A 21,973-nucleotide genomic window follows, 5' to 3' on the forward strand; every position below is an offset into this window, starting at 1 on the left:
ATCGTGACGGCGGTTATGACCGCGCCCAGTCCCAGGGCGCTCACGGGAGGAGAACGGAATGAGATTGTCCGACAGACGGCACGGGCCGCGAAGAGTGGCCCGCTTGGTCGCCAGCACCGCCGCGCTGCTGGTGGCGGGGGCGGGCGCACTGGCCGTCGTCGCCACCCCGGTGCAGGCGTCCAGCATCAACGGCCCGATCACTCGGGACGAGGTCCTGGACCGGGCGCAGAACTGGGTCGACCGGGGCTTCACGTACACCCAGGACCAGAGTGTCGCCGTGACCGACGAGGAGGGTTCCCACAAGTACCGCCGGGACTGCTCCGGACTGGTCTCGATGGTCTGGCACCTGAACAAGAAGTCGGATGGTTGGGACTACAACACCGACGACTTCCTGCGCGACGGAAACGCGATGTGGTACACCCTGGGCAGCATCAACGAGTTCCAGCCTGGTGACGCCATGGTCCGGGACGGTCACATGGAGCTCTTCGCCTTCTGGGTGAATCGTAGTGACCACAGCAAGGGCGCGTACGTCTACTCGTTCAACACGTCGGGCGAGACGGTGCGGAACCCCTACCGGAACAGCAACAAGGGGAATCTGGGCAAGAACACCTGGACGGACCTGCAGAGCTTCCGTCCGATTCGCCGCAGCGGCCTGACCGCGCCCCCACCTCCGCCGGCACCTCAGGCGCCCCCGAGTTCGGGTGTCTCCGGTGACTTCAACAATGACGGCAAGGACGACATCCTGGCCCGGAGCGCCGGCACCGACGAGATGTTCCTCTACCCCGGCACCGGATCGTTCACGACCGACCGGATCCTTGGGACATCCATTCGGGTAGGCACCGGCTGGGGGCAGTACAACATCATCCTCAGCGGCGACTTCAACCAGGACGGTAAGTCCGACGTCATGGGCCGCAGGTCCGCTGACGGCACCCTCTGGGTCTACTCCGGCACCGGATTGTTCATCAAGGACCGGGTGTTGAACTCGCCGGTCCGTGTGGGCACCGGCTGGGGCCAGTTCGATGCAATCATCAGCGGCGACTACAACCAGGACGGCAAGGCCGACATCGTCGCCCGGCGATCCGTCGACGACGAGTTGGTGGTCTATCCCGGTACGGGGGTAATCGCGACCGATGCCGTCCTGGCGCTGCCCACGATCCGCGTCGGCGTGGGCTGGGGTGGATTCGACGTGTTCACCAGCGGCGACTTCAACCAGGACGGCAAGTCCGACATCGTCGTCCGAGGAACCGACGGGGTGCTCTGGCTCTACCCGGGCACCGGATCGTTCACGACCGACCACGTCGTCGATCCGGCCATCCCGATCGGCAACGGGTGGAACAGCATGAACGCGCTGACCGCCGGTGACTTCAACCAGGACGGCAAGTCGGACGTCGTGAGTCGCAAGTCCAACGACAACACCCTCTGGATGTATCCCGGCACGGGTTCGTTCACCACCAACCGGGTCCTGTCGTCCCCGGGACGGGTGGGAACGGGCTGGGGCGGTTACGACCGGATCAGCTGACGTTCCACCTCGCACGCGGCCGGGCCCGTCTCCGACGGGCCCGGCCGTGTCACGCCGTGGGCTATGCCGGCTGGCGTGCCCCGCCGGCAAACTGATCGGGGATCACCATTCGGGGCAGGGTCCGCGGCAGCGCGCCGACGCCCTCCTCCTGCGCGGCACGTTCGTACGCGTACAACCGGACCAGGTCGTTCATCCGGTAGAAGACGCCCTGGTAACCCGGGCCGGTGACCGCCTCGACGAGCCGTGCGTCCGCCAGTTGCTCCAGCAGCTCCTCGGCCTCGTCCAACGGGCGGCGAAGGAGGGCGGCGGCGGGGCGGCAACCGATCCGGGGTGAGCCCTGCAGGCCGAGGAGCCGGAACAGCCGTTGCGCCGCTGGGCCGAGCGCACGGTAGCCGGTCTCGACGTTGAGCCGTACCGCCAGCCCTCCGACCGCCAACTCGTCGAGGCGCCCGTGCTCGTTGCGCAGGCGTTCGGCGAACCAGGCCAGCGGCCGGTGCGGGCGGGCGGTTAGCCGCGCGCCGACGATCCGCAGTGCGAGGGGGAGACCCGCGCACACCCTGACCAGGTCGGCGGCGGCCGTGGGCTCGGCGGCCAGCCGGTCCGCGCCGACCAGCCGGCGCAGCAGGTTGATCGACTGGTCGGGGCTGAGCATGCCCAGTTCGAGGTGGACGGCGCCGGGGATGGTGGTCAGCCGAGCCCGACTGGAGGCGATCAGTGCGCTGCCCGGAGAACCGGGGACCAGCGACCGCACCTCCTCGGCCCCGATCGCGGAGTCGAGCACCACCAGCACCCGCCGGCCGCTCAACGCGGCCCGGTACTGGCCGAGCTTCTCCGCCGTTGTCGGTAACCGTTCGACGTCGGCGACTCGGAGCGCCCGTAGGGCCTGGTTGAGGACCTCGTCGAGCCCCGCACCCGGGATCCCTACGAAGATCTGGCCGTCGGGGTAACTGTCCGCGAGCAGGTGGCCGAGCCGGATGGCCAGCACCGTCTTGCCGACTCCGCCCGGCCCGGAAATCACCAACGGTGGTCGGCAGCCGTCCGGCCTCGGCGGGCCGGACAGCGCCGCCGTCGCCGCTGCCGTCTCGGCGTCCCGCCCGGTGTGATCCGGCAGGTCCGCGGGGAGCTGGCAGCCCGGGTGGATCGCCCCGGAGCCGCGGCTCCGAACCGCAGGCTGCTCCTCGTCGTGCAGCAGCTCGCGGTGCAGATCACGCAGCTCCGGGCCGGGCTCCACGCCCAGTTCCTCGGTCAGCAGTGCGCGGGTACGGGCGTACTGGTCGAGTGCCTCGGCCCGGCGGCCGGCGAGCCGCAGCGCGCGCATCAGGTGGAGCACGATCGGCTCACTGAGCGGTTCGCGTTCCAGTGCGCGACTGAGCCGGTCGACGACCTGGCTGGACCGGCCCTGCCGTAGTTCACCGCCGGCCCACTCGAGCAGGATGCTCACCAGTTGGCGGTGCAGACCCTGCCGGAACCGGGCCGCCCAGTCGCCGGACATCCCGCCGAGTGGCTCGCCACGCCACAGGTCGATGGCCGTCCCGAGTAACCGCGCCCGCTCGGGATCAGCGGACTCCATGGCCCGCGCACGCTTTACCTGCTCAAGAAACTGGTAGAAGTCGACGCGCTGTGCCGGCAGTTCCAACAGGTAACCGCCGCTGCGCCGCCCGACGGTGATCGGCACGTCCACCGCCGCGCCCGCGACAGCGAGCAGCCGCCGTAGACGGGTGAGGTACGTGTAGAGAACCCCGCGGGCGTCCGCTGGCGGAATGTCCTCCCACACCCGTTCGACGAGCATCTCGACCGGCACACACCGGTTGGCGTTGACCGCCAGCGCGGCGAGCACTCGCCGCTGTTTCGGTGGCCCGAGGTCGATTGGTCGACCCGCCACCCTGATCTGAAAATCGTCCAATAATCGAAGTTCCACGGCATCGCCCCCGCGCCCGCAGTCTTCTCCCGTATCCAGCACTCGGCCGACGTGGTACGGGAGACCCAGGATGCGACCGAGCAGAGACGACCATAGTGGAGGAAGATCGTCCAAGTGGGGCGGTGTACACATCTGGACACATCGCCTACTGGCGCGACGCCCTCGCCTGCGGCAGGGCCGGCGTGGCGCTGCCCTGGCCGGCACCGGTCGGTGTCGCCGTCGACGCGGTCAACTCGACCGGTATGTCGCGGCGGGCCAGACGGCGCAGGAGGTCCCGAATCTGGAGCTTGTCGGCGGTCGGGACCGAGTCGTCGAGCAGTCGTTGACGGATGGCGCCCATGTCGGCGTCGACCTCGGCCATGGCCCGTGGGCCGGGTGCGACGCCGGCGCTCGGCATCGCGAGCGGTCGGATCGCGGCGGCGATGGAGAGCCCGAGCGTGGCACAGAGGCTGCGCACCTTGGCCAGCTCCGGATATTGCTGCCAGTCGCCGGCAAGCCAGCGGAACAGTGTCGAGCGGCTGACGCCGGTGTGCCGCGCGAGATCGCCGACCGTCCAGCCATGGTCCTTGTGGGCGTCATTGACTGCCTGGCGAACGAACTGCGCAAAAGCCATCTGGGGTGTGATGGGAGTCGTGCCCATGCTCAGACGTCGCCTCCCTCGGCCTGCTGATGCTGCGGATGTGGCGTCTTCTGCGATCGTCTACCAGCTTCTGGCGTCGTGCCGCGTCGACCGGCTGGGCCCCGCTACTCGTTCGAGGTCAGTCGGGTACTCAATCGCCGCTGAACGTGATCTGGGTTCGGCTTCGCGAATCGGGTACCGTCCCCTCTCACACCGTCGTGCACCAACTTGGCTGCCCGCCACAGGGACGCCGGAACGGAGGGACACAGCCGTGAGGTTCCATGCAGTCCGCGGGGCCGGCCTGGTCGTGGCGATCACCGCGCTCGCGCTGAGCGCGGGATGTGCCAAGAAGGACGACAGTGAGGTCCAGGCCAGCGGGGTCAAGCTGATCCAGCAGGGCAAGCTGACCGTCTGCACCCACCTGCCGTACCCGCCGTTCCAGTCCAAGGACGCCAGCGGCAAGGTGACCGGGTTCGACGTCGACATCATGGATCTGGTCGCCAAGGAGTTGGGCGTCGAGCAGACGATCGTCGACACCCCGTTCGAGGGGATCAAGTCCGGTCAGGACCTGAACACCGGCAAGTGCGACACGGCCGCCGCCGGCATGACGATCACCGCGGAACGGCAGAAGGTGATGGACTTCGCCGACCCGTACTTCGATGCGACCCAGGCGATGTTGGTCAAGGCCGGCAAGCCATACAAGTCGCTCGACGACCTCAAGGGCAAGAAGCTCGGCGTGCAGGCGGCCACCACGGGCCGTGACTACGCCCGGAAGTTCGAGAAGGAGAAGGGCCTGCAGCTCGTCGAGTTCGAGGATCTCGCCGCCCTGCAGCAGGCCCTCGCCAACGGCCAGGTTGAGGCCGCCATCAACGACCTGCCGGTCTGGACCGAGTACCTGAAGAAGAACCCGGGCGGGTTCACGGTGGCCACCGAGTTCAACACCGGCGAGCAGTACGGGTTCCCGGTGAAGAAGGACAGCAACCCGGAACTGCTCAAGAAGATCAACGAGGTGCTGTCCAAGTCCAAGCAGGACGGCACGTACGGCCAGATCTACGAGAAGTGGATCGGCAAGCGCCCGAGCGCGTGATCGAAGCTCCGGACCGGAGGGCGTGCGAGGCGCGCGCCCTCCGGATGGACCACCTCTGCGAAGACAAGGATCGACGACCGTGAAGTTGCGACGCCGCCAGCGTGAGCGGCTGTCCCTGTGGCTGCAGTACCTGGCCTTCGTCGCCATCATCGCCACGGTGCTGTACGCCGCGGACTGGGGCCGGTTGAGAGCCGCGTTCTTCCGCGTGGACATCATCGAGTCGATGTTCCCGACGATCATCACCGTCGCGTTGCGCAACACGATCCTCTACACGCTGGGCGCGTTCGCCTTCGGCCTGGTGTTCGGCACCATCCTGGCCCTGATGCGGCTGTCCCGGGTGGCGCCGTACCGCTGGGTCGCGACGGCGTACATCGAGCTGTTCCGGGGTCTGCCCGCGCTGCTGGTGCTCTTCCTCGTCGGGTACGGCATTCCCATCGCCTTTCCGGAGCGGGAGATTCCGGGCGGCGTGTTCGGGTCGATCGCGATCGGCCTCGGGTTGACCGCCGCGGCGTACATGGCCGAGACCATCCGCGCCGGCATCCAGGCCGTGCCGAAGGGGCAGATGGAGGCGGCACGTACCCTCGGCATGTCGCACTTCACCGCCCTGCGGACGATCGTCGTCCCACAGGCGTTCCGGATCGTGATCCCGCCGCTGACCAACGAGCTCATCCTGCTCACCAAGGACTCGTCGCTGGCCTACGTGCTGGGCGTGACGGCGCAGACCATCGAGGTCACCAAGTTCGGCCGGGACATGCTCAACGACCGGGTGAACGCCACCCCGCTGCTGGTGGCCGGCCTCGCCTACCTGGTCATCACCCTGCCGCTGTCCCAGGTGGTACGACGCCTCGAACTCCGATACGCCAAGGCCCGGTGACCCGCATGACGACCGCCGCACCCCGTCCCGCCGTCGAGATCCGCGACCTGCACAAGTCCTTCGGGCCACTGGAGGTGCTCAAGGGCATCGACTTCGAGGTCGGCGAGGGCGAGGTGGTGTGTGTCATCGGGCCCTCCGGCTCCGGCAAGTCGACGTTGCTGCGGTGCGTCAACCTGCTGGAGGAGCCGACCGCCGGCCGGATCTGGGTGAACGGGACCGAGATGACCGACCCGGACGTCGAGATCGACGCGGTACGCCGTGGCATCGGCATGGTCTTCCAGTCGTTCAACCTGTTCCCGCACCTGACCGTGCTGAACAACCTCACCATCGCCCAGCGCCGGGTGCTGCGGCGCGGCCGCGCCGAGGCCGAGCGGATCGCGCGGGACAACCTGGAGCGCGTCGGCCTGTCCGACAAGGCCGACGTTTTCCCGGCACAGCTCTCGGGCGGGCAACAGCAGCGCGCGGCGATCGCCCGGTCGCTGTCGATGGAGCCCAAGCTGATGCTCTTCGACGAGCCGACCTCCGCACTCGATCCGGAGTTGGTCGGCGACGTGCTCACCGTCATGCGCACGCTGGCCGAGGACGGGATGACCATGATGGTCGTCACCCACGAGATGGCATTCGCCCGGGACGTCGCCGACCGGGTCGTGTTCATGGACGGGGGCGTCGTGGTGGAGCAGGGGCCGCCGCAGGAGGTGCTCGGCGCGCCGAGGCACGAACGGACCCGTTCGTTTCTCGCCCGGGTCCTCGACCCGACCCGCGTCGCGCAGCTCGGTCAGCCCGACCAGTAGCCCGCGCCGGGGTTTCATACTGCCGGGATACGACCCAGACGGGATGCCCTAGCAAATCCATTAGCTTCAATATTATGATCGCATCTCGAATCGGGGTGCGCTCACGAGGCGTGCCGTCCTGTTGCGGAGGAAGCATGGTTCGCTGGCGTACCCTCACTGGCCTGTTGGCCACCGCGTTGGCCGCGGTGACCGCGGCCAGCCTCACTCTCGCGGCACCGGCCGCCGCGGCCGACAGCCCCGTGACGCCGAACGTGGTCGGTGGCAGCCGTGCCGCCCAAGGCGAGTTCCCGTTCATGGTGCGGCTCTCGATGGGCTGCGGCGGGGCCCTCTACAGCTCCCGGCTGGTGCTCACCGCGGCGCACTGCGTGGGCTCCACCGGCACCAACACCAGCATCACCGCGACGCTCGGGGTCGTCGACCTCCAGTCGTCCAGCCGGATCACCGTGCGATCCAACTACGTCTACCGGGCACCCGGATACAACGGCGCCGGCAAGGACTGGGCGTTGATCCGCCTGGCGACGCCCGTCACCACTCTGAGCACGCTGAGGATCGCCAACACGACCGCGTACGACAGCGGCACCTTCACCGTCGCCGGCTGGGGCGCCGCACGTGAGGGTGGCGGGCAGCAGCGGTACCTGCTCAAGGCGACCGTCCCGTTCGTCAGCGACTCCACCTGCAACTCCAACTACGGCGGAGACCTCATCCCCGCCGAGGAGATCTGCGCCGGCTACGCCAGCGGCGGTGTGGACACCTGCCAGGGTGACTCGGGCGGCCCGATGTTCCGGCGCGACGCCAGCAACGCCTGGATCCAGGTGGGCATCGTCAGCTGGGGCAACGGCTGCGCCCGGCCCAACTACCCGGGTGTCTACACCCAGGTGAGCTACTTCGCCTCGTCGATCGCCTCGGCTGCCGCGAGCCTCGGCGGCTGACCGTAACGACCGATGGCGGCCCGGACAGCGATTGTCCGGGCCGCCCGCGCGGTGCGTTGTCTCGGGTGGGCGAGAGGCCGGGACGGGAACCCGGAACCCGGGGCATCGAGACATGCCCTAGTGCTGCGCGAGAGCCGGGATGCCGTAGTGCTCGTCGAGAACCTGCATGGCGGCGCCCGCGGCGATCACGTCCGCCCCGAGGCTGGACACGGTGACGTCCGTGGTGAGCCACTCCGCGCGTCGCGCGTCCGCGTGGACGGCCTTCTCGACCGCGGCGAGGTAGACGTCCGCGTGCCGTAGCAGGTCCGCACCGGCGAGGACGACGTGGGCGAGGTCCAGGGTCTGCAGCAGATTGACGACGCCGACGGCCAGGACGTGGGCGGCTCGGGCGGGGTCTCCGGCATCGGCGGCCTGGTTGTGGACGATCTCCAGGCAGCCGTGGCGTCCGCAGACGCAGAGGGGGCCGTCCAGTTGGACGACGGTGTGGCCGAACTCGCCGGCGTTGGTGTGTGAGCCGCGGTGGGCGGTGCCGCCGAGCCAGAAGCCTCCGCCGATGCCCGACTCGACCATGATGAGTGCGGCGTCGCCGAACGTTCCGCCGTGCCGCCACGCCTCGGCCGTGATGCCCGCGGTCACGTCCTTGTCGAGATGCACCGGCAGGCCGAGGTGCGCCTCCGCGATCTCCTTCAGGGGTACGTCGTGCCAGTGCCGCAGGCCGTGTGCGTCCCGGACCACCCCGTGCTCATGGTCCAGCGGGCCGATCATGCCGAGCCCCACTCCGGTCAGCCGGCCACGAACGTCGGTGCTGTCGGTGATCGCGTCGATGCCGGACTTCAGCGCGTGCAGGAGTTGTTCCGGGGTGAAGTCGGCGGGCAGCGGGCGGACCGCCGAGTGGTGCACGGTGCCGGCCAGGTCGACCAGGACAAGTCGTAGGGTGCGTCGGGCGACGTGGGCGCCGATGGCGTACCGGCTGTCCGGGACCAGTTCGTAGACGACCGCGGGCTTGCCGATGGTGGGGCGACGGACGCCGGCGGTACGGATCAGACCGTCCGCGATCAGCCGGGCGATGACCTTGGACACGGCCTGCGGTGTCAGGCCGGTGGCGGTGACGACGGTGGCCCGTTCGAACGTCCGCACGGTGCGTCCCACGGCCATGACCAGTGCCTGGTTGTAGCCGCGCAGGAACGTCACGTCCGCAGTCGTGCGAGTCATCTCACCACCATATTACGCAACGCTGTTGCTAAAGTCGCTCCGTGGATTCGTTGAGCAGAGGTCGTCGCCTCGCGGCGGTGGTCGCCCTGGCCCTGGGCGGCGTCGCGGTGGGCCTGACCGAGTTCGTGGCGATGGGCCTGCTGCCCGAGATCGCACGCGGCCTCCTTCCGGAGCAGTACGCCGTGTCGTCCTCGGACGCGGTGGCCCGGGCGGGTTGGATGATCACCGCGTACGCGCTCGGCGTGGTCGTGGGCGCACCGCTGATCGCCGCGCTGAGCGCGCGGCTGCCCCGCAAGAAGCTCGTACTCGGGCTGCTCGTGCTCTTCGTCGTCGGCACGATCGCTTCCGCGATCGCCCCGACGTTCGGCCTGGTGCTGGTGGCGCGGTTCGTCGCCGCGCTGCCGCACGGCGCGTACTTCGGCGCGGCCGGCCTGCTCGCGGCGACGCTGATGGGTCCCGGGAACGAGGCCCGGGGCTTCGCCACCGTGCTCAGCGGCCTCACCGCGGCCAACGTGGTCGGCGTACCGCTGATCACCCGACTTGGTCAGGCCGCCAGTTGGCGTGCCGCGTACCTGGTCATCGCCGGAGTCTTCCTGCTCACCCTGCTGGCGGTGCTGGCGGTCGTACCGGAGGTCGCCGCGTCGGCCGACGGCTCGCCGATGGCCGAACTTCGTGCGCTGCGTACCTCGCAGGTCTGGCTGGTCGCGGCCGTCGGGGCGATCGGCTTCGCCGGGTTCTTCGCGGTCGACTCCTACATCGCGCCGGTCACCACCGACGTCGCCGGCCTGTCGGCCGCGACCGTGCCGTGGGCGCTGGTCGCGGTGGGTCTCGGCATGACCGTGGGCAACGCCCTGGCCGGCTGGCTCGCCGACCGGGACCTGCGCCGCAACATGATCATCGGCTTCGTCGCGATGATCGTGAGCATCGCCGTGTTCAGCCTCATCGCGTCGACCCGGGTCGGCCTCTTCGTGGGTGCGTTCCTGGTCGGCGCGACCAGCCTCTATCTGGGCCCGGTCCTGCAGGGCCGCCTGATCCAGGTCGCGCCGGGCGCGCAGCTGATGGGCGCCGCGGTGAACCAGTCGGCCATGAACATCGCGAACAGCCTGGGCGCCGCCCTGGGCAGCGTCGCCATCGCCGCCGGGCTCGGCTACCTCGCACCGGCCCGGGTGGGCCTGGTGCTGGCGGTCCTCGGGCTGGGACTGGCGGGTGCCAGCTTCGCGGCCGAACGACGCACGAGCGCCCGGGAGCCGGTCGCCGTCGGCAACTGAGCCGGTGGCCGACTCCTGCGCACAGCGCCGAAGCACCGGCCCGCAGTGGGTGGCCGGCGGTTCGTAGCACGCGTGGGGGATGCTGGGTCCGTGCAGATCACGATCCTCGGCCCGCTCGCCGTCGACGGACGGCCGGTCCGGGGCGAGCGGCTCGCCGCGGTGCTCCGCGCCCTCGTCGACGCGCGCGGGCGGGCGGTCTCCACCACGCTGCTCGTGGAGGCCGTCTGGGACGGCACCCCGCCCGACGACGCGACCGGCGCGGTCCAGGCGCTGGTGTCCCGGGTACGCCGTCTCGGGCTGCCGGTGGCCGCGGTGCCGGGCGGCTACCGTCTGCCCGCCGAGGAGATCACCGTCGACGCGGTCGAGGCGCGGGCGCTCGTCGAGCGCGGGCGTACCGTGCTGGGCGCCGGCGACGTCCTCGCCGCCCGCAGCTCGGCCGACCAGGCCCGCGGCCTGTTCCCCGAGGTCCCCGAGCTGGACACCGCCGACGACACGCGCCTGTTCGCGGACGTCGCCGCGCTGCGGGCACAGGCGGCACTGGCCGGTGCGGGGCCGTTCGACGAGGTCGACCTGCGCCGGCTCGTCGCGCGTACGCCACCGGACGAGCCGTCGGCCGCCCTGCTCGTCCGGGTGCTCGCCGCCCAGGGCCGGGACGCCGAGGCGCTGGAGGTCATCGAACGACTTCGCGCCGAACTGGCCGACCGGTACGGCACCGACCCGTCGCCCGTCATCACACAGGTACACCTGGCGCTGCTGCGCGGCGAGCTCACCACCCCGCCCGTCGCGGCGGCACCCCGCAAGCCGGTGCGGATCGCACTGCCCGCCGCGTGGCGTCGGCCGGTGACCGTCCTCGTCGGTCGGGAACGGGACGTCGCCGCCGTGGGCGGGGCACTCACCGAGGCGCCCCTGGTGACGATCGTGGCGACCGGTGGCGCGGGCAAGACGCGACTCGCGGCCGAGGTGACACGTCGGGCGGCGGCGGCCGGGCGTCCGGTACGGGTGATCGAGCTCGCGGGTCTGCGCTCGCCCGACGAGGTGCTGCCCACCGTGCTCGCGGCACTCGGCGGAGCGGACACCACGGCGACCGGCAACAACCTGGGCCTGGAACGACGGGTGCTGAGCCCCGAGGAGCGGCTGCGCGCCGTGGCGCCGGACCTCGACGGGCTGGTCGTGTTGGACAACTGCGAGCACGTTCTCGACGCGGTGGCCACCGTCGTCGCGGACCTGCTCGCGGTGACCGCGCCGGAGGTCGCCGTGCTCGCGACGAGCCGGGCCCCGCTCGGCCTGGCCGGTGAGCTGGTCCACCGGCTGACCGCGTTGCCGGACGCCGACGCGCTAGCCCTGATCGAGTCCCGGGCACGGGCCGGCGGTGCGGTGCCGACCTGGGACACCGCGCGGGCGCTGGAACTGTGTCACCGGCTCGACAACCTGCCGCTGGCGCTGGAACTCGCCGCCGCGCGGCTGCGGCACATGCCGATCGACGACGTGCTCGCCGGGCTCACCGACCGGTTCGCGCTGCTCGACGACGCACTGCGCGGCCTGCCCGAGCGGCACGCGAGCCTGTGGGCGATGGTCGACTGGAGCCGGGAACTGCTCGCGCCGGACGACCGTGAGCTGCTCCAGCGGATCGCGGTCATCCCCGCGCCGTTCACCGCCGACCTGGCCGCCGCGGTCGCGCGGACCCCGCACGTACGACGTGGTCTGGCGACGCTCGTCGAGCAGTCCCTGCTGACCCTGGTCGAGGGGGACGGCCCGCCCCGCTACCGGATGCTGGAGACCGTCCGGGAGTACGGCGAAGCCCGTCTCGACGCGGTCGGTGAGCGGAATCCGGCCATGGACGGGCTGGTCGGGTGGGCCCGGGAGGAGGCGGTCGGGCTCGCCGGCCACTTCGTCGGCCCGGGCCAGATCGAGGCGATCGCCCGCTGCGCCGCCGAACAGGACAATTTGATCGCGGCTCTGCGCTGGGCACTCGAACAGGACGACGAGCCGGCCGCGGTCGACGTCGCCACCGTGCTGTTCCACCTCTGGACGGTGCACGGACTACACCTCGAGGTCACCAACTGGGCGCGGATCCTGCTGCGCGTCGACGACCCGCACTGGCGGCGACACTCGGCGATCACGCACGGCCGGGCCGCTGGACGACCACTGCCCGACGCCGACCGGCTCGCCTGGATCGGGATGCTGGTCGGGGTCAACGCCGGCGTCAGCGGCGACCTCCGGCTCGCCGTACTCGCCCGACGGACGCTGCGGACGCTGCTCGCCGAGCGGCCCGACGAGGTGTCGTCCCGACAGACCGTGCTCGCGTCGGCGTTGCCGGCGTTCGACTCGTACGACCCGGACGAGAGCATGAAGGGCACCGCCGAGCTGATCGCGCACCCGGACCCGTACGTGCAGGGGCTCGGCCTGTTCGCCCGCGCGGCGATCCGGGAGAACGGCGGCATGTCCGAGGAGTCGATCGCCGACGCCGAGCAGGCGTACCAGCGCTTCGAGGTCGTCGGCGACCACTGGGGCATGGCGATGGCCGCCGGGGCCGCCGGGCAGTTCATGATCGTGCACGGGAACGGATCGGCCGAGTGGTTGGCGCGCAGCCTCCGGCACATGGAACTGATCGGCGCGACGCAGGACGCCCGGTCGATCCGGGTGCGCCTGGACGTGCAACTCGCGCTGTCCGGCGATCCGGAGGCGGAGGGCCGGCTGCGTGAGACGGCCGTACCGGGCCACGCCGAGGAGATGGACGCCGCGCAGGCGCGCCTCGGACTGGCCCATCTCGCCTGGCAGCGCGAGCGGTACGAGGAGGCCCTGGGCTACGCCGACGAGGTGACCCGGAACCTGGCCGCGTTGTCCGGCGAGCCCCGGCAGCCGCGGGCCATCCTGCGGGTCGCGGTGGCGGTCCTGCACCTGCGGGTGGCGCAGGTGTGGCCGTCCTCGCGGGTGGACGCCGACGCCCGAGCGGTCGCGTTGCTGGCGCTCGCCCGCGACGACGCGCTGGCGTCGCGGGACCTCCCGGTGATCGGGTCGTGGGGGCTGGGTGGGGCCGAACTCGCGGCGTACCGGGGTGACATCGGGACCGTACGGGAACTGGTCGTGCTCGGCACGCGGATCGGCACCCACCTCGGGTTCCTCGCTCCACCCGGAGACGCCGAACGGCTCACCGCCGCCCTCGGGGACGAGGAGCAGCGTGAGCCGTTGCTGGCCGCGTGGCGCGAGCGACCGGTCGGCGCGGTCACCGCCCGGATCCGCGAGCTGATGGACGACCTGCTCGCCTAGGTCAGATCTTCTTGCGGTACGCGCGCAGCGCCAGCGGCATGAAGATCGCCACGAAGCCGGCGCACCAGGCGAGCGTCCACCACACGTGCGAGCCGACCGGAGTGCCGAGGAACAGCCCGCGCACCGCTGCCACCAGGTGGGTCATCGGGTTGACGTCCACGAAGGCCTGCATCCAGCCGGGCAGGGTGTCGGCGCTGACGAACACGTTGGACGCGAAGCTCAGCGGCATGATCAGCGCGAACATCAGGCCCTGTACGGCGCCGGGGGTACGCACCTTCATCGACACGAAGACCGGCAGCCAGCTCAGGCAGAGCGCGAACAGCACCGCCAGCAGGCAGCCGGCGATCGCCCGCAGTGGATCGGAGTCGATCCGGAAGCCGAGCAGGTAGCCGATCGCGAGGGTCGAGATCGTGACGATCACGTACCGGACGACGTCGCCCAGGACCGCGCCGACCAGGGGCGCGGAGCGGGGGATCGGCAGCGACCGGAACCGGTCGAAGATGCCTTTGGCGATGTCGGTGTTGAGGTTGACGCCGATCGCGATGGCACCGGTGGCGATGGTCTGCGCCAGGATTCCGGGCAGCAGGAACTGCAGGTAGTCGTGGGTGGAACCGGCGACCGCGCCGCCGAAGATGTAGACGAAGATGATGAGGAACAGCACCGGTTGCAGCGTGACGTCGATGAGCGCCTCGGGCGTACGCCAGGTCTTGATGAGGCTGCGCTTGGCGAGCGCCAGTGAGTGTCGGACCAGCCGGAACGGTCGCGGGTTCGACACGGCCGTCGAGAGCGCGCGGCTGGTCGTGGGTGGTGCGCCGGTCAGGGTGCTCATGCGGCGACCTCCTTCGGGCTCGTGGTGTCGTCTTCGGATGCCGTACGCCCGGTGAGGGTGAAGAACACCTCGTCGAGGCTCGGCAGGTGCAGGGAGAGTTCGGTGACCGCGATGCCGGCGCTGGCGAACCGCGCGACGCTCTCGGTCAGGGCCGCGTCATCGCTGACCGGCACCGCGAGCACGCCCTTGCGGATCTCGTCGGCCTGCGCGCCGGAGCTGACCTCGGACAGGATCGACGCGATCCGGGGCAGGTGTGCCGGGTCGGTCGGCCGCACCTCGAGCGTCTGACCGCCGACCACCCGCTTGAGGCCCTCGGGTGTGTCGTACGCGATGACCCGGCCGTGGTCGATCACCGTGATCGCGTCCGCGAGCGCGTCGGCCTCCTCCAGGTACTGTGTGGTGAGCAGGACGGTCGAGCCGTTGGTGACCAGCGACCGCACCACGTCCCACATGTCCTCACGCTTGGCCGGGTCGAGCCCGGTCGTCGGCTCGTCCAGGAAGATCACGTCCGGCGAGCCGACGAGGCTGGCGGCCAGGTCGAGCCGCCGTCGCATGCCGCCGGAGTAGGTCTTGGCCTGCCGGTCGGCAGCGGCGGTCAGGTCGAACCAGTCGAGCAGTTCGGCGGCCCGCCGGCGGGCGCCGGCGCGACCCAGCTCCAGCAGCGTGCCGAACAGCTCCAGGTTCTGCCGTCCGGTCAGGTCCTCGTCGACCGAGGCGTACTGGCCGGTGAGGCCGATGGTCTGCCGGACCCGCTCGGCGTCGCGTACGACGTCGAAGCCGCTGATCCGGGCGGTGCCGCCGTCCGGGGTCAGGAGCGTGGAGAGGATGCGTACGGCGGTGGTCTTGCCGGCGCCGTTGGGGCCGAGCACCCCGAGCACCGTTCCCCGGGGCACGGCGAGGTCCACGCCCTGTAGCGCCCTCGTCTTCCCGAAACTCTTGACGAGGCCCTCGGCCTCGATCACCAGGTCAGCTGTCATGCCGTAGAGCGTGCCCGGGTCGCCTGACACCGCCCCGACACGCCACCGACACCGGTACCGACACGGTGCTGTCAGCGGCCCATGGCCGGGCTCACTCGCCCGTTCCGACCTTCCGGAACGCGCGGGCCAGCTCGACCAGGTCGAAGCCCGCGAAGTGGTCCAGGAACCGTCGTCGCACGGCGGTCAGGTGGCTCGGCCAGGACTCCTGCAGGCGGGCGAAGCCGGCGTCGGTGAGGACGGCGTTCCAGCCCCGGGCGTCCTCGTCACTCCGGGCGCGCTCGACCAGGCCCTGGGTCTCCAGTCGGATGATGGTGCGGGTCATCCCACTCAGGGAGAGCTGGCACTCGGCGGCGAGCTCGTTCATCCGCATCCGGCGGCCGGGCGCCTCGGAGAGGACCCGCAGGGCGTTGTACTCGGTCAGGGGCAGCTGGCGTTCGCCGATCATGTCGGCGTCGATCGTGCGGGGCAGCACGTACATCAGCTGGCCCAGGGCGCGGACGAGCGTCTCCTCGTCGGGGCTGAGGGGCCGCAGGGGTTCGGCGGGAGTGCCTGGCATGGCATCCAGCATAGTTGCTTGAGCCAACAAAGGTCTCGTTCGGGCGTGACGGCACCCACAGCGCCAAAGTTTGCTTGACCAAGCAATCACTGGATAGCGTTCGGGTCGCCAGGTACGCACCTTGAAGGGGATTCACCATGACCAGGATCGGCATCATCCTTGGCAGCACCCGCCCGGGACGCAACGGCGAGGCCGTGGCCCGCTGGGTTCTCGACAACGCCAAGCAGCGCACCGACGCGGAGTTCGAGCTGATCGACCTGCTCGACTACCAGCTCCCGCACCTCGACGAGGCGTACCCGCCCTCGATGGGCCAGTACACCCAGCCGCACACGCTGCGCTGGGCCAACACCATCGCGTCGTTTGACGGGTTCGTGATGGTCACGCCCGAGTACAACCACTCCACCTCGGGTGCCCTGAAGAACGCGATCGACTTCCTCTACGGCGAGTGGAACAACAAGGCCGTCGGGTTCGTCAGCTACGGCTCGGTCGGCGGCGCGCGTGCCGTGGAGCACCTGCGTCTGATCTCCGGCGAGCTGCAGATGGCCGACGTGCGGTCCCAGGTGGCGCTGTCGCTCTTCACCGACTTCGAGAACTTCAGCGTCTTCAAGCCGGGTGAGCACCAGAAGGACACGCTGCACGTCACCCTCGACCAGGTCGTGGCCTGGAGCACCGCGCTGGCTCCGCTGCGCAAGCAGTGACCACGCGCGTCAGCTCGTAGCAATGGGGGAGTCCCCGCCGCCGGGGAGGGCGGCGGGGACTTCCGCTATGACGCGCGTGCTACCGCAGCGCGAGGGTCCGGGCATCCGCGGCGATGACGCTGGCGACCTCGGCCGGCACCAGCTTTCCGGCCTGCCGGTCCGCGTAGGTGGCCAGCTCGGCGTACTGGGCGTGCGCCAGCTTGATGGTCATCGCGCTGAGGGCGGTCGCGTCGGCGCCGGAGGTGAGGATCAGGTATCCGAGCCCGGCCTGGCTCACCGTCACGGTGAACGTGCTGGTCGCGATCGCGGTTCCCTCGGGGCCGGTCACCTCGGTACGCACGGTGTGCTTACCGGCGATCAGCTTGGCCAGGTCGAGCTTGCGCCCGGCCGCCGACTTCCTCCCGTCCAGCGTCACGGTGACGGTGTCCGCGTTGGTCGCGGCGACCGCGATCACCGGAGACTGGGCCCGGTCCAGCTTCGCACCGTCGACCGGCGAGGTGATCGTCACGGTCGGGTCGGCGGCGGGCCGCTGGAGGAACCCGGAGTTCCAGCCGACCAGTTCGGACGCGCGGTTGGTGATGATCGCGTCGGTGCCGATCCGCTCCAGCCGCTGCCAGAGACCGGCGGAGTCCATCGTCCAGGCCATCACGGCGACGCCGGCGGCGTGCAGCGGGCCGACGACCTCCGGCTTGGCCAGCAGCGCGTTGCCGTCCGGGTTGTACGCGGTCAGGTGCAGTTCCTTGGAGATCGCCACCGGGTCGGCGTCGAGGTTGCTGCGCAGCAGGCCGAGCGGCAGTTCGGGGGCGAGCTCGAAGGTGTACCTCAGGGCGTCGACCTCGAAGCTCTGGATGAACACCCGACCCATCATCTGCTCGTCGCGGATCACCTGGATGATCGTCGCGACCTCGTCCTTCGTGTGCTTGCCCTTGATCTCCACCAGCAGGTTGCCGCCCCGGGTCCGCAGGTCGGCGAGCTGTTCGGCCAGGGTGGGCACCCGCTCGCCGACGTAGTGCGGGCCGAACCAGGAGCCGGCGTCGAGCGCCTTGATCTGGGCCGCGGTCAGGTCGCGGATCCGGCCGGTCCCGTCGGTGGTCCGGTCGACGGTGTCGTCGTGCAGGATGAACGGGATTCCGTCCTTGCTCGGCTGGACGTCGTTCTCGATCCAGTCGGCACCGCCCCTGCGTGCGATCTCCTGTGCGACCAGGGTGTTCTCCGGCGCGGCGGCGGACGCGCCGCGGTGCGCGATCACGGTGAACGGGCTGCCCTCGGGGCGCAGGTAGCCGTTCGGGGCCAGCTCGGTGACGGTGACGTCGTCGTACGAGACGGTGGCGCCGTTGACGAAGAGCCCCTGCACCCCGTTGGCGGAACGCTGCAGGCTGCTCGTGCGCATCGCCTCCCGCCCGTCGAAGATCCAGCGGGCCTGGTTTCCGTGCACCTCGACCGCGACGCGGACGTCCCGGCCGGTGCCGGCGGCGTACGGTGCCGAGGCGGTGTTCGTCACGACCCAGGCGTTGGCCGCGGTCCGCTGGGCGAATTCGAGGCCGTTGGCGGCGGTGGTGCCGCTGCGCATGGTGGCGATCCACCACGGGGTGGCGCCGTCCGCCGGCACGTCGATCCCGAGCGAGGCCCAACGGGTGGCGGCGGAGACCGATTCGAAGCGCATGGTCGCCTCGAGTCGGAAGTCGTTCAGGTGCCGCCCGAAAGTGATCTTGTTGTTCTCGCTGGAGCTGGCGGAGGTTCCGTACAGCCGGCCGTTCTCGACCTTCCAGGTGCCGTCGACCGCGTTCCAGCCGGCGGGCAGCGACCCGGAGGTGAAGTTCTCCGAGACCACGACGTTGCCCGGCTCGGCGGTCGCGGGCGGCGAGGTCGCGACGGTCACGGCCACGGCGACGCCGGTGACGGCGAGCGCGGTGACGGCGGCGGCGACCCGGGTACGCGTGGCGAGGGGCCGCGCCATGGCTCGGTCGGGCGCGGATGGTGCGGGTAGGACAGTCATGATCGGACGGTACGAAGCACACCCGAACTCATGCTCGAGTGAGCGTGGCCGCCGCCGGAACGCTGGGTGTACGAGGTGGCCGCCCGCCCGGGACGGCCACCTCGTCAACGACGAGAGGAAATCAGTCGACGTTCGGCGGTGCGGTCCGGGCCGCCTCCGCGAGCGCCGCGGCGGCGTTGGCGTACGGGTTGTAGGTGTAGGTGCGGGACAGGCCGGACGGGATCGTGAAGTACTCGGCGGCAACCTTCGCGGGGTCGCTGGCCAACTCGCCCCGGGCCGGCACGTCGTTGCCGTCGTCCCAGCCCCAGGGTGCGTTGGCCGAGTTGGTCGAACAACTCCAGGTGCCCGAGCCGCAGTCGCCGGTGGTGTCACCGGCGAAGGTGCCGAGGCTGGCGAACAGGCTCGGGGTGGCCCGCTGCGCCCACAGGCCGCCGGGGGCGAGCATGTCGATCAGTTGGTACCGCACGTCGCGGTCGTTGCCGTTGCTCGGCGTCTCGGCGACGGTGGACGGGTAGTAGATCAGACCGTCACCGTTGATGTTGTACTGCGGGTACGCCTTCAGGCCGTGGCCCTGCGCCTCCTGCGCCGTCACCGGGTGCTGAAACGAGTCGTGCGGCGAAGCCTGGAGCTGCAGCGTGCCGTCGACGCTCTCACCGCCGCCGGTCCAGGTGCTGCCGGTCGGCGTGTAGGAGAAGAAGTCGGTGTGCGCCACGGTCACGGCCCCGCGCAGCACGCCGTACGTCGAACCGTCGCGCTCGATCGTGAACAGCACACCTTCGGCGTCGTTCTCGTGCTCGGTCTCGAAGAACGGGTGGTCCGTCCAGTCCCGAGGGTGGAAGAACAGGTACGTGATGTACCAGTGGGTGCTGGTCTCGACGACCGAGTAGTACCCGTACGCCGCGAGCGAGGTCCCGCTCTGGCCAGCCCGATCCCAGTTGTTGCGCCCGTTCAGGTCACCGTCGAAGTCGACCATGGTGATGTAGTCGGACTGGCCGCCCAGGGCGTGGCTGCCGGTGGCGTCGACGTCCTGGTAGTGGATGGGGGCCCAGCGAAGGGCGAGCTCGGCCCGGCTGACGGCGGCGCTCGCGGGCGCTGGCGTCACGAGCTGTGCTGCGGCCAACGTCGCCGCGGCACCTGCCGCTGCCAGCGCCCGCGCCACCCGGGATCGCCGGGCCTTGCTGCTTCTCTCGAGCATGGTGTGCTCCTGCGTCCGGAACGGATAGATCGCAACGAATAATCGTGGACGCGGTCGCCCGGCGCGTGTCGGCCGGGCGAAGAGAAGTTGGCTGGAGCCCGACGTGCGGATGCCGACGATCCCGGGGGCGAAACTCAACCGATGCGGTACTGGTCGCCGTAGACGGCGAACACCAGCGGCGTGTTCAGGCCGAAGTTGCCGTTGTTGAGGAACACCCGCTGGGCCGTGTCGACACGGGACGTGTCCGAGTGGGCCTCCTCCTTCTTCATCTCGATGACCCGCTCGTCGAGGAAGGCGTTGAGCCAGGTCCGCTCGTCACCGCCCTGGGCCGGCGGCCGCGTCCGGGCGAGCGCGCGGTTGCGGATCGACCGCATGCCCTCGTACCCGTGCATCACCGCGGCGTCGTAGTAGGCGAACTGGCCGAGCGCCCGGACCCCGTCGGCCTTTCCGTCGCGTACCGAAGGGTTGAAGTAGACCCGGTCCCGCTCGGCCTCCTGGGCGGCCCGGAACGTCGCGTCGGTGGCGGCGGTCCGCCAGTCGCGGGTGAAGTTGGGGTCGAGCCCGGCGTGCGAGGGGGTGCCGTTAACGGCGCGCAGCGCCGGCAGGTACGAGGCCAGCACGTTGCCCGGCTTGGTGCGCGTGTACGCCTCGACGAGTTCGAGCATGTCGCCGGTGCCGGAGCAGAAGCCGATGATGCCGGCCGTGTAGCCCCGCCCGTCGCCGATGTCCTCGATGTAGGAGAACTGCGCGCGCCAGTCGAGCGAGGAGTTCTCGGCCGCCGAGACGATCTGCATGGCGACGTCCTTCTTCGCCGGGTCGTCGAGGTTGGCGCCGGCCGGGGGAGTGGGCGTGGGGGTGGGGGTGCCGCCGCCACCGCCGGGCAGGGTCCACAACTGGTTGGTGGAGCCGGCGCAGCTCCAGATCTGGAGCCGGGCGCCGTTGGCCGTGCTGCGGTCCGTGACGTCCAGGCACTTGCCGGAGCCGGTGTTGACCAGAGTGCCGTTGCTGGGCGTCCACTTCTGGGCGCCGGTGTTGTTGCAGTCGTACAACTGCACCTTCGCGCCGTTGGCGGTCGACGCGGCGGTGACGTCCAGACACTTGCCGAGAGCCCGGATCGAGTTGTCGGAGTTGCCGACCGTCCACGTCTGGGCCGTGCTGCCGTTGCAGTCCCAGAGCTGGACCGCGGTGCCGTTGGCCGGGTTGGCCCCGGCCACGTCGACGCACTTGCCCCCGAGGCCGGTGATCGGGCCGGCTGTCGCCGCGCTGGCCGACGGTAGGCCGTAGCCGATCGCCGCGACGGCGATCAGCAGGGCGCCCACGGCGTACGCGGTTGTCCTCTTGCGCATCATGGTGCTCCTCGGGGGGCGGGGCGGCGCGAAACATCAGGAAACTGTATTAACAGATAACAGTACGTCGATGTCTTGTCAATCGATGGTCGCCGCCGGTGACCGCGCGTCCCGCGCGCGGTCACGGATCAGGCGAAGCGCGCCAGAACCGCCGTGCGGAACTCGTCCCACTCGCCGTCGAAGGCCGGGTCCGACCTGGTCGACGACAACGCGTAGTACCGCAGCAGCAGGACCAGGTTGCGGTTTTGCAGCACCGCGAGAGCGACGTTGTCGCTGGTGGACGTGGTCTTCTCGTAGACCGGGTGCCGTTTCACCAGGAAGCCGGGCCAGTCGCGCTCGGTCAGCGGGCGGACCTCGACGAACTCGTCGTAGGACGCCATCGTTCTGCCGTCCTGCTTCCACCGCGGGATGTGCACCTTCTTCGGGCAGGCGTCGGCCACCGCCCGCAACTCGGCGAGACTGGCCACCGCCGCATCCTCGTCCGGGTAGACCAGCGCGAACTGGAAACGGAACCGGGGGCGCTCCTGGCCTATGCCGTCGTCCGTCACATCCGCTTTCGCCGTCACCGTGAGCACCTGAGGATCACCGGGCGTCTTGGGTTCGACCTGGTCACCGGGCTTGCGCAGCGGCTCCGGTAGGTAGGTGCACAGCGCCGGGAGGGTCCCGTCGTACGGCCAGTCGTAGCCCTTCCAGCCGGTCCCGAGGCCCTCCGGCGGCAGCAGTAGTGCCTGCACGGTCTCGACGTCGAACGGCGGTGGTGGCGGGGACGTCGTCGGGGCAGCGGCCGGACCGCCTTTCGGTGTGCCGGGGCAGCCCGTCACCAGGGCCACGGCACAGGCGGCGGCACAGATGGCGCGGAGGGTACGCCCTGGCACCGACATCATGGCATTGT

At 70.3% G+C, this 21,973-nt stretch carries 17 protein-coding genes and 1 pseudogene; 8 read left to right on the forward strand and 10 right to left on the reverse strand.

Annotated elements, in window-relative coordinates:
- The first annotated feature begins 103 nt into the window (after positions 1 to 103).
- A complete protein-coding gene (locus ACFQGL_RS06550) occupies positions 104 to 1,519 on the forward strand; it encodes an FG-GAP repeat domain-containing protein (protein ID WP_377506881.1) in 1,416 nt (471 codons plus the stop codon).
- A 61-nt stretch (positions 1,520 to 1,580) separates the two neighbouring features.
- Here ACFQGL_RS06550 and ACFQGL_RS06555 read toward each other — a convergent pair whose 3' ends face one another.
- Together ACFQGL_RS06555 and ACFQGL_RS06560 are read right to left on the reverse strand one after the other, a co-directional pair.
- On the reverse strand, positions 1,581 to 3,569 hold the full coding sequence (locus tag ACFQGL_RS06555) for an AfsR/SARP family transcriptional regulator (RefSeq protein ID WP_377506884.1): 1,989 nt from the start codon (positions 3,567 to 3,569) through the stop codon (positions 1,581 to 1,583).
- 109 nt (positions 3,570 to 3,678) lie between these two features.
- Positions 3,679 to 4,077, reverse strand: a pseudogene (locus ACFQGL_RS06560) (helix-turn-helix domain-containing protein); the annotation flags it as partial.
- A gap of 250 nt (positions 4,078 to 4,327) precedes the next feature.
- Here ACFQGL_RS06560 and ACFQGL_RS06565 point away from each other — a divergent pair.
- The 4 genes from ACFQGL_RS06565 (at position 4,328) to ACFQGL_RS06580 (ending at position 7,737) form a co-directional block, all read left to right on the forward strand.
- On the forward strand, positions 4,328 to 5,143 hold the full coding sequence (locus tag ACFQGL_RS06565) for a basic amino acid ABC transporter substrate-binding protein (RefSeq protein ID WP_377506887.1): 816 nt from the start codon (positions 4,328 to 4,330) through the stop codon (positions 5,141 to 5,143).
- A 79-nt stretch (positions 5,144 to 5,222) separates the two neighbouring features.
- On the forward strand, positions 5,223 to 6,017 hold the full coding sequence (locus ACFQGL_RS06570; RefSeq protein ID WP_377506890.1) for an amino acid ABC transporter permease: 795 nt from the start codon (positions 5,223 to 5,225) through the stop codon (positions 6,015 to 6,017).
- A 5-nt stretch (positions 6,018 to 6,022) separates the two neighbouring features.
- Complete coding sequence (locus ACFQGL_RS06575; protein WP_377507196.1) at positions 6,023 to 6,808, forward strand: amino acid ABC transporter ATP-binding protein; 786 nt, start codon at positions 6,023 to 6,025, stop codon at positions 6,806 to 6,808.
- Between the two features lie 134 nt (positions 6,809 to 6,942).
- Complete coding sequence (locus ACFQGL_RS06580) at positions 6,943 to 7,737, forward strand: S1 family peptidase (protein ID WP_377506893.1); 795 nt, start codon at positions 6,943 to 6,945, stop codon at positions 7,735 to 7,737.
- A gap of 117 nt (positions 7,738 to 7,854) precedes the next feature.
- On the opposite strand, the gene ACFQGL_RS06585 is transcribed toward ACFQGL_RS06580, so the two are convergent.
- The gene (locus ACFQGL_RS06585) at positions 7,855 to 8,949 is read right to left on the reverse strand and encodes an ROK family protein (protein ID WP_377506896.1); all 1,095 of its coding nucleotides are present in this window, start codon (positions 8,947 to 8,949) and stop codon (positions 7,855 to 7,857) included.
- Between the two features lie 41 nt (positions 8,950 to 8,990).
- Here ACFQGL_RS06585 and ACFQGL_RS06590 point away from each other — a divergent pair, with 41 nt between their 5' ends.
- Both ACFQGL_RS06590 and ACFQGL_RS06595 read left to right on the forward strand, forming a co-directional pair.
- Positions 8,991 to 10,217 carry an MFS transporter gene (locus ACFQGL_RS06590; RefSeq protein ID WP_377506899.1) on the forward strand — a complete coding sequence of 409 codons (1,227 nt, stop codon included), beginning with the start codon at positions 8,991 to 8,993 and terminating at the stop codon, positions 10,215 to 10,217.
- 90 nt (positions 10,218 to 10,307) lie between these two features.
- On the forward strand, positions 10,308 to 13,484 hold the full coding sequence (locus ACFQGL_RS06595) for a BTAD domain-containing putative transcriptional regulator (protein WP_377506902.1): 3,177 nt from the start codon (positions 10,308 to 10,310) through the stop codon (positions 13,482 to 13,484).
- Position 13,485: 1 nt separating this feature from the next.
- On the opposite strand, the gene ACFQGL_RS06600 is transcribed toward ACFQGL_RS06595, so the two are convergent.
- The 3 genes from ACFQGL_RS06600 to ACFQGL_RS06610 all read right to left on the reverse strand — a co-directional run bounded on the left by ACFQGL_RS06600 (position 13,486) and on the right by ACFQGL_RS06610 (position 15,846).
- The gene (locus ACFQGL_RS06600; RefSeq protein WP_377506905.1) at positions 13,486 to 14,313 is read right to left on the reverse strand and encodes an ABC transporter permease; all 828 of its coding nucleotides are present in this window, start codon (positions 14,311 to 14,313) and stop codon (positions 13,486 to 13,488) included.
- Positions 14,310 to 15,290: an ATP-binding cassette domain-containing protein gene (locus ACFQGL_RS06605; protein ID WP_377506908.1), complete on the reverse strand. Its 981-nt coding sequence runs from the start codon at positions 15,288 to 15,290 to the stop codon at positions 14,310 to 14,312. The genes ACFQGL_RS06600 and ACFQGL_RS06605 overlap by 4 nt, the downstream gene beginning before the upstream one ends.
- Positions 15,291 to 15,381: 91 nt before the next feature.
- Positions 15,382 to 15,846, reverse strand: a complete 465-nt coding sequence (locus ACFQGL_RS06610) for a MarR family winged helix-turn-helix transcriptional regulator (protein WP_377506911.1) — start codon at positions 15,844 to 15,846, stop codon at positions 15,382 to 15,384.
- A gap of 137 nt (positions 15,847 to 15,983) precedes the next feature.
- Between ACFQGL_RS06610 and ACFQGL_RS06615 the strand changes: the two genes are divergently transcribed.
- Entirely contained in the window at positions 15,984 to 16,544 is a 561-nt protein-coding gene (locus ACFQGL_RS06615) for an NADPH-dependent FMN reductase (protein ID WP_377506914.1), read from the forward strand.
- A gap of 79 nt (positions 16,545 to 16,623) precedes the next feature.
- Here the strand turns inward: ACFQGL_RS06615 and ACFQGL_RS06620 are convergent, their stop codons facing one another.
- From ACFQGL_RS06620 to ACFQGL_RS06635, 4 genes are all read right to left on the reverse strand, one after another.
- Positions 16,624 to 18,540 carry a glycerophosphodiester phosphodiesterase gene (locus ACFQGL_RS06620; protein ID WP_377506917.1) on the reverse strand — a complete coding sequence of 639 codons (1,917 nt, stop codon included), beginning with the start codon at positions 18,538 to 18,540 and terminating at the stop codon, positions 16,624 to 16,626.
- 121 nt (positions 18,541 to 18,661) lie between these two features.
- Positions 18,662 to 19,735, reverse strand: coding sequence for a hypothetical protein (locus ACFQGL_RS06625; protein WP_377506920.1), 1,074 nt, complete (start codon positions 19,733 to 19,735; stop codon positions 18,662 to 18,664).
- Positions 19,736 to 19,869: 134 nt separating this feature from the next.
- A complete protein-coding gene (locus ACFQGL_RS06630; protein ID WP_377506923.1) occupies positions 19,870 to 21,081 on the reverse strand; it encodes a chitosanase in 1,212 nt (403 codons plus the stop codon).
- Between the two features lie 128 nt (positions 21,082 to 21,209).
- Positions 21,210 to 21,962 carry a hypothetical protein gene (locus ACFQGL_RS06635; protein WP_377506926.1) on the reverse strand — a complete coding sequence of 251 codons (753 nt, stop codon included), beginning with the start codon at positions 21,960 to 21,962 and terminating at the stop codon, positions 21,210 to 21,212.
- Positions 21,963 to 21,973: the final 11 nt, after the last annotated feature.

The sequence above is a fragment of the Micromonospora vulcania genome, assembly GCF_042658605.1.
Classification (GTDB): domain Bacteria; phylum Actinomycetota; class Actinomycetes; order Mycobacteriales; family Micromonosporaceae; genus Micromonospora; species Micromonospora vulcania.

Excerpts from the sequence above, each read along its gene's own strand:
- ACFQGL_RS06555 (WP_377506884.1), bottom strand. The coding sequence starts at position 3,569 with ATGTGTACACCGCCCCACTTGGACGATCTTCCTCCACTATGGTCGTCT.
- ACFQGL_RS06575 (WP_377507196.1), top strand. The coding sequence starts at position 6,023 with ATGACGACCGCCGCACCCCGTCCCGCCGTCGAGATCCGCGACCTGCAC.
- ACFQGL_RS06580 (WP_377506893.1), top strand. The coding sequence starts at position 6,943 with ATGGTTCGCTGGCGTACCCTCACTGGCCTGTTGGCCACCGCGTTGGCC.
- ACFQGL_RS06585 (WP_377506896.1), bottom strand. The coding sequence starts at position 8,949 with ATGACTCGCACGACTGCGGACGTGACGTTCCTGCGCGGCTACAACCAG.
- ACFQGL_RS06600 (WP_377506905.1), bottom strand. The coding sequence starts at position 14,313 with ATGAGCACCCTGACCGGCGCACCACCCACGACCAGCCGCGCGCTCTCG.
- ACFQGL_RS06605 (WP_377506908.1), bottom strand. The coding sequence starts at position 15,290 with ATGACAGCTGACCTGGTGATCGAGGCCGAGGGCCTCGTCAAGAGTTTC.
- ACFQGL_RS06610 (WP_377506911.1), bottom strand. The coding sequence starts at position 15,846 with ATGCCAGGCACTCCCGCCGAACCCCTGCGGCCCCTCAGCCCCGACGAG.
- ACFQGL_RS06615 (WP_377506914.1), top strand. The coding sequence starts at position 15,984 with ATGACCAGGATCGGCATCATCCTTGGCAGCACCCGCCCGGGACGCAAC.
- ACFQGL_RS06620 (WP_377506917.1), bottom strand. The coding sequence starts at position 18,540 with ATGACTGTCCTACCCGCACCATCCGCGCCCGACCGAGCCATGGCGCGG.
- ACFQGL_RS06625 (WP_377506920.1), bottom strand. The coding sequence starts at position 19,735 with ATGCTCGAGAGAAGCAGCAAGGCCCGGCGATCCCGGGTGGCGCGGGCG.
- ACFQGL_RS06630 (WP_377506923.1), bottom strand. The coding sequence starts at position 21,081 with ATGCGCAAGAGGACAACCGCGTACGCCGTGGGCGCCCTGCTGATCGCC.
- ACFQGL_RS06635 (WP_377506926.1), bottom strand. The coding sequence starts at position 21,962 with ATGTCGGTGCCAGGGCGTACCCTCCGCGCCATCTGTGCCGCCGCCTGT.